We start from the raw sequence: 6,000 nt of genomic DNA, 5'->3' as shown, positions 1-6,000 counted from the left end.
CACTCTTGTCGTTGCTATTAGTCATAAACATAACCGTTTGCCTATCCCTTATCGTAAGGGGGAAAGGGTGTCCTGTCTTTCATGGGGCTTGTCCACCAGGGCTCCTTGATTTGTTGATGCTCCGAAAAACAGGAGGTGCAAATTTTTGGCTTTAGACAAGACCACGTTTTGTTAGTGGTTTGAGATGTCAGGTGCGCATAGGCTGATCTCCACGTTGTTGGGAGCAGTGAGTCCGGAAAAATGTTCGGCTGTGTAGAATCCCTAAGGTGTGCCACTAGATCTGTTAACTTTAAAAAGTTGGCAGCAGCTACTCGTTGCAGGAAATTCGTCAGGCTTTCGCCAGGAATAACACTCAGGTCAACTGTTAGGCCGAACATCGGTACGATCTCCTCTAAGAAGAATGGCTCCACGATTCGCGCTTACTCAAAAAGCTCTCAACGCCGGACAGAATAAAGCGGCACCACTTTCGTTGCGTCCCCGCAGGGATCGCGCCAATGACGTGAGAAATGCTGTTGTATACAGTGGCGGCCGTCTCGTTGTATGACCTAAAACGTCGAGTAGAGGCTAGTAACCTGTGGAAACCATTCGGCCAGTCCAATAGTGCGCTGGTCGCCTTTTTACAGCGCCGATGGCAAAGTTTTAGGCTCACGACTTTACGGTTTAAGTCCAGGTACGTCGTACTTGGGTCTTCTGACAGGGCAGCTAGAAACGCTAACAACTCCAACACGTCCAGCAACTCCATCGAAAGAATTTCATCCGGATAAAAGCGACTGCCATCAGCAATAGGTTGCCTGGTAAATTTGGCTGCAATGATGCTGCTCATTTCTTGTATCTGTTCAGAGCAGTCAGTTGAGGTCATTTTTGAGTAACGTGCGCCACACGAGCAACGATCGTAAGCGGGGCGTGTTGCTGATAACGGCTTTTCACATGCAGAGCAACTGTCGATCAGCATACATTTATGCATCTCGCAGACGGAAAACGGGGCTAACGACCAGTATGACTTTCCGTATCCAAGTTCCTCCACGCAATGAGGGCACACGCGGGACGAACTGAGTGCGAGGTGCTTGATCGGCAGCAGATGCCCCTGCAACCTAATCGTCGATTTGCTCATCAGGGTTGGAATTGTTGGGGATAGAGCTATAAGGTCCTGGCCTAGCGCTACGCCTAACTGCAGGTGTCGCCGAATCGACATCACCCCATTCTCCGGAAGCATGAGTGCACGCTGCAGAATGGAAATGCCTGAAAGGTGGTTCAACGTAGAGACTCGAAAGAGTAGGCTTTCAAGGCTTTCCCAAGGAAAAAGCTTGGTCTTGATCAATAAATTGATGGTAGGTGGCGCAGGCACTTCATTTGCGGCGTGCATTCTGTGCATCGCAGCAAGCTCGCGGGCCTCATTTATTTCTCTCAATACGATTAATTGTTGGTCGATGTGCTCATCACTTTTATAAAGCATGGTGGCGCTCCTCCTTATTGTTGATCGTTGTCAACTTTATAGAAAGGTTCGTTGTGCCCGATAAGGGAACGGAAGTTAAACTGAGAGGAGAAAGGATTGCGGTTGTCCTTTGCGTTACTCCAAACTTCGTCGACAAATGCCTGGCAAAGCACCTCTAGGGTAATGCCCTCTAGCTTGTTTTTCATAACAAGAAATGCTGCGCGATCAAGTATTTTTATCAGATAGTCTATGAGGCCGTAAGAGGCGTAGTAGAATCTCTGCAGCATTTCGCTGGTGGTGAGGCTGACGGACTTAACTTTGATAATGGTCTCCAGGGTTTTAAGTAGCGAGGAGAAGTTGTTCGAAGATGGGGTGCTGATTTTAAATCTGTCAAAATCAATGGTGGCGGAAAAACGCCTGCGCAATTGTTGGTCATTATTCAAGATTTCTTGAGTTTCTCGCATGCCAATAAGGATCACAGCAACACCGGTGTGGTTCATTAAATACTTGACCCATTTGCTTGTTTCTTCAGTGTTTCGGCGATACATCAACGATGTGCTGAACTTCGTCGAAAATTATTAGCTCAGTACCGAGTGACTTGATTAAGCCAACAATTCGAAGTAATTTAAACTCCGCCGAGTGGCCATGCTTCCTCGCAAAAGGATCTTGTAGAGCCTCAAGAAATGCTTCCCCCATCGATTTTGTGGTGGGCTTCGAGGGTATGTCCATGTAAATGGTCTTAAACTCATGACCGTCAGCGATTTCAATGCGACGATCCTTTATGATCTTTTTGATCATGGTGCTTTTACCAGCGCCGCTGGGTCCGCAAATGACAAGTCCTTTCGCCTTTCCACAGGCTCTTGTATCATCGATAACTTCATATACTCGGGCCGAAGTTCGCTCGATCTGAGGGGTGGTAATGAAATGGTTGCTTAACCTGGGTGTCTTTTCGGTGGCTGGCGTCAGGTTCATGTCACACCTCCATTGGTGAAAATGATTGAACGGGGAACATCGACGGTGTTTCGTCGCTATCATTTTCCACAAAAGGAAACTCATACGAGTTCGGTGATGCTGCTGTGGGTTGGCTACTAGTGTTTTTATTCAAAGCAGCCTCTGTTTTCGCTGCCTCACGTCGAATACGCAGTTTGTTGGAGCGACGTTCCTCTTCTATATCTTTACGGAGTTGATGATATGCGCGCTGAATGGCCTCTCGATTTATGCTGTTTGCATTTTCGGATTTAGCTATTTTTGTCGCAATTTTGTATAAGTCTCGGCTCATGCCTACGAGTCGCTTGTCCTTTGCTGGGACTTCAAAAAATACGTTGCGAAAAGGATCGTGCACCCAAATGTGACCGAGTTCGTCCCGATATCTAATCTGTACCTTTTTTTCTTCGCCTAATCTAATTCGTAAGCTGGCGAGCTCATCAGAGTGATAAAAGTTGTTGGACAGTTGGATGCCATAAGCTTGAATAGTTGAAAGTTTCCTGTGCGATAACGCGGTCTCCAGGGCGTCAAGATCTGCCGGCATCTGTATGACACGATGTGGCTCCATGGCTTTCCAGACTGCCATGGGAGTTTTCGAATCAAGTCCTTTGTGTGGCGTTTGGTGATAGATGTCGACTATCCATTTAATAAGGGCTGACTCGAGAGCCTGCAACGTTAGGCACGCGTGCTTTTCAGGAATGTAGTCCCCGCGATGTTTGACATTTGAAAAGGTAGTGCCTGGAAGCGTATGAATGAGCCCCATATTTAGCGTCCTAAAAAAACGTTCGACAGCACCCTTCATTTGAGGGCCCCTAGAACGCGGGAACATTATTTCGATACCCATTTCCGTAAATGCGATGACAAGATTGCCAGCGTGAAATTCGGCAGCGTTATCTGGAACAATACGCAAGGGGAGGCCGCGAGCTGGCCAATCATTTATAACTTTAGGGAATTTCGCGAGCCAAGATGCTTTCGGGCTAATTGCTCTTTCTATCACTTGCAGAACACTTTCTGTATTGGGTGCTGCAAAGTGAAGCCAGAACCCCATGATCATCCTGCTATAGCGGTCCAATACGACAGTGAGGAAAGGGCGTCCAATCATACGACCTGTGACTGGATCCACTGCCATGACATCGAGTGCTGTATGGTCAATTTCCCAACGATCAAGAATATTGCTAACGGTAAGTTGTCCAACCGCTTTCGAGAATTTTTTTTCTTCCGCATGCCGTCCATTTTTTTTGACTTGGACCTGGTAAGGGTCGAGTTTCTCGATGTAGCGTCGAACGGTAGCCTCTGAAATATATTTCAGATGCGCAGACGGCAATTTATCGTTGTTGTATTCACGAGTGCGACGAATGAACTCTTCGTAGACTTGCGTAATTGGCATCGATTCGGGTTTGAAATAAATTGTATTTAGAACATCTAGGAGCAAGTCCTCTAGCTCAGAAGTGAATACTGTTGCTCGACCTTTTTTGCGTGCAGAGGTACTAAAGCAACAATGCTGTTGCCCTTCGCTTTGTAATACCAGCGTCTAAACGTAATCGCTGAAGGGGCTCCCTTCGGGTCTTCAAGCTTCTTGGCAAGCTCCGGAAGCTGTTTATTCAGTTCTTTTCTGCTAGGTAACTCGCCTTCAAAACTTGCAGCATCGAGATAGCGTTTACGTCGCACTGCTTCTGCCGAGTGATGTTTCGGAAAGCACGTCAAATCTGGAGCGACATTACGAACGTATGGGACTTCGCCTAGGTGAGGCTGATTTTTATCGATAGTGATCTTTCGTTCATCAAAGAGATAGTAAAATTCTCTCTCAGAGAAGGTAATAGGTTCTCCGTATTCGTCCTTGAAGATAAGTTTGTGGTTTATGCTTTTTCCCATAAAGCGCATAGCACGATCTTCATGGATTATCACAAGGGAAGGTTTAAGCGAAAAGGTTTTCATGGCGATGACCTCCGGTCAGGAAAATTGGAGTCGAGGCGGAAATAGGATTTCTCAGATCTATACCTATGTAACCCAAACCTAATAATCGCCATGCTTCTTGCGCACCCAACAGTTCCATCAAGTCAGCCAGTGTCTGAGGAGGGGCGCTGTTGAACTTAGAGCTCAAGCTTTCACTGTACGCTTCTGATACGTCCGCTCCGCGCCGGTGGTACATCAGCGTTAAAAGGTTGTCTGCCATTGGCATCGCGAGAATTAATTTCTCTGTCGCGATATGAAATGTGCGCTCCGTACTTGCGAAGTGAGCCTGAATCGCCTTGGTTTTCAGCGTCACCTTATGGTTGAGGAGGCGCATCGATGGTTTAACTTCAAACCATCCTGTCGTCCCATCGACAAAGTTGACACATACATCTGGTATGTATTTGGTTTCCATGCCATCCATGGGGAATAATTCCAGTGATGGCTGGACTTCATATTTCAGTACTTCAGGGGAAAGCTCTAGAAAACGAAGGAAGCTAGCTTCCAACTGGGATTCCCAGGCAATAGGAAGTCCATTTTTACGTGACGGGTGATATCCCCTGAAATGGTTTGACCTTCGCGTTACGACTTTTCGTACAGGCATCTGCAACTCCCTCACGAGCGAGCGTCTACGCAACGCTCGACCAGTGCATTGGACTTGAGGCTTTTCGACAGGCAACACTTTCCCGTCGAGTGGCCTCGCTGAAATCGAAGTTGTGAGAGGGGGTTGACAGGCGACGAAAAAATGGAAGAAACTACAAGCACCACACTGGTAGTTGCTTCATTTGTTTCGTCGCGGTCTTAACCCCTCAAGGTTGGCCGCGTTTTACATTCTGGTACCTCCTCTTTTAAAGACAGTAGTGAGTCTAAAACTCATTCCTGGTTTTTTTCGTTTTAATGACGAACGGTCCGGCTTCTCTACATACAGAGAGCGTTAGCTGGAGCCATTCTATAGTCCCACCAGAAAAACGTAACACGTAACTATACTAAAATTGCATGTGCCACTCCGTGGAAGCGATACTGTTATGATTGTAGTTACGTGTTATGTATCAGCTTTCCAGGTGAGTTCCTTCTCTTAGATTACACTTGCGCGTTATGCGCAAGAATTAGGCCTTCTTTTTCGCTCGAATTTTTATACTTACGTGTTGGGGATCAGCCTTGATGCTTCTACTGCGCGCTGGAGGTAATCATCGGCGCGCCGGAAGAGTGAGAATATTATTCCAATGAAATTGACGATGACAATAAATTTTTTAGTGTGGTTGGTTTTATTTTTTTGTCGCAGTCGTTTTTATGTGTACGCGTTATCCAGGCTATTACTGTGGACTTGCCGATAACCGAATGTGCAGTGCGCAGTGTGCGGTGCACATAAATGTTCGTGCGTATCTAAGGGCAGTTTTTTAGCGTGCATAGGTATTTTTTAGATTCTCAGTAGTTCTGAAGCCCTTTTCCAGCGAGCTTCAGGAGCATGCTTTCGCCTGTTTTTTCTCATTCCGTCCATTTGTTTTTTCAAATAAAACAATTAGTTAATGCTTATGTCTGGATCATTTATTTGCCATTTTTGTCATTTTTTTTGAAAGCCTACACACTGTGGGAGTGGGTATGCTCGCGAAGGTATCTGAAGCGCAATATTTCTC

General features: G+C 46.4%; 6 protein-coding genes. All 6 read right to left on the bottom strand.

Going from position 1 to position 6,000, the window contains the following annotated elements; all coding sequences use genetic code 11:
* Nucleotides 1–391: 391 nt before the first annotated feature.
* The 6 genes from ACIOU6_RS03515 to ACIOU6_RS03490 are packed head-to-tail and all read right to left on the bottom strand — an operon-like array spanning nt 392 to nt 4,970.
* The gene (locus tag ACIOU6_RS03515; protein ID WP_401133854.1) at nt 392–1,453 is read right to left on the bottom strand and encodes a TniQ family protein; all 1,062 of its coding nucleotides are present in this window, start codon (nt 1,451–1,453) and stop codon (nt 392–394) included.
* Between the two features lie 14 nt (nt 1,454–1,467).
* Nucleotides 1,468–1,932, bottom strand: a complete 465-nt coding sequence (locus ACIOU6_RS03510; RefSeq protein ID WP_401133851.1) for a hypothetical protein — start codon at nt 1,930–1,932, stop codon at nt 1,468–1,470.
* A gap of 28 nt (nt 1,933–1,960) precedes the next feature.
* Nucleotides 1,961–2,404, bottom strand: coding sequence for an ATP-binding protein (locus ACIOU6_RS03505; RefSeq protein ID WP_401133848.1), 444 nt, complete (start codon nt 2,402–2,404; stop codon nt 1,961–1,963).
* Between the two features lies 1 nt (nt 2,405).
* Nucleotides 2,406–3,848: a Mu transposase C-terminal domain-containing protein gene (locus ACIOU6_RS03500; RefSeq protein ID WP_401133845.1), complete on the bottom strand. Its 1,443-nt coding sequence runs from the start codon at nt 3,846–3,848 to the stop codon at nt 2,406–2,408.
* A 5-nt stretch (nt 3,849–3,853) separates the two neighbouring features.
* Entirely contained in the window at nt 3,854–4,351 is a 498-nt protein-coding gene (locus tag ACIOU6_RS03495) for a hypothetical protein (RefSeq protein ID WP_401133842.1), read from the bottom strand.
* Nucleotides 4,332–4,970 (bottom strand): TnsA endonuclease N-terminal domain-containing protein, encoded by a 639-nt coding sequence (locus ACIOU6_RS03490; protein ID WP_401133840.1) that lies wholly within the window; start codon nt 4,968–4,970, stop codon nt 4,332–4,334. The genes ACIOU6_RS03495 and ACIOU6_RS03490 overlap by 20 nt, the downstream gene beginning before the upstream one ends.
* Nucleotides 4,971–6,000 lie beyond the last annotated feature (1,030 nt).

Source organism: Pseudomonas sp. NPDC087615 (assembly GCF_044743445.1).
Lineage (GTDB): Bacteria > Pseudomonadota > Gammaproteobacteria > Pseudomonadales > Pseudomonadaceae > Aquipseudomonas > Aquipseudomonas baetica_A.
Note: the sequence above shows the minus strand (reverse complement) of the source record. Positions and strands in the feature narration are given on the sequence as shown.

What these genes read in the sequence shown, in the direction of transcription:
- ACIOU6_RS03510 (WP_401133851.1), bottom strand. Translation starts at nt 1,932, where the DNA reads ATGAACCACACCGGTGTTGCTGTGATCCTTATTGGCATGCGAGAAACT.
- ACIOU6_RS03490 (WP_401133840.1), bottom strand. Translation starts at nt 4,970, where the DNA reads ATGCCTGTACGAAAAGTCGTAACGCGAAGGTCAAACCATTTCAGGGGA.
- ACIOU6_RS03505 (WP_401133848.1), bottom strand. Translation starts at nt 2,404, where the DNA reads ATGAACCTGACGCCAGCCACCGAAAAGACACCCAGGTTAAGCAACCAT.
- ACIOU6_RS03495 (WP_401133842.1), bottom strand. Translation starts at nt 4,351, where the DNA reads ATGAAAACCTTTTCGCTTAAACCTTCCCTTGTGATAATCCATGAAGAT.
- ACIOU6_RS03515 (WP_401133854.1), bottom strand. Translation starts at nt 1,453, where the DNA reads ATGCTTTATAAAAGTGATGAGCACATCGACCAACAATTAATCGTATTG.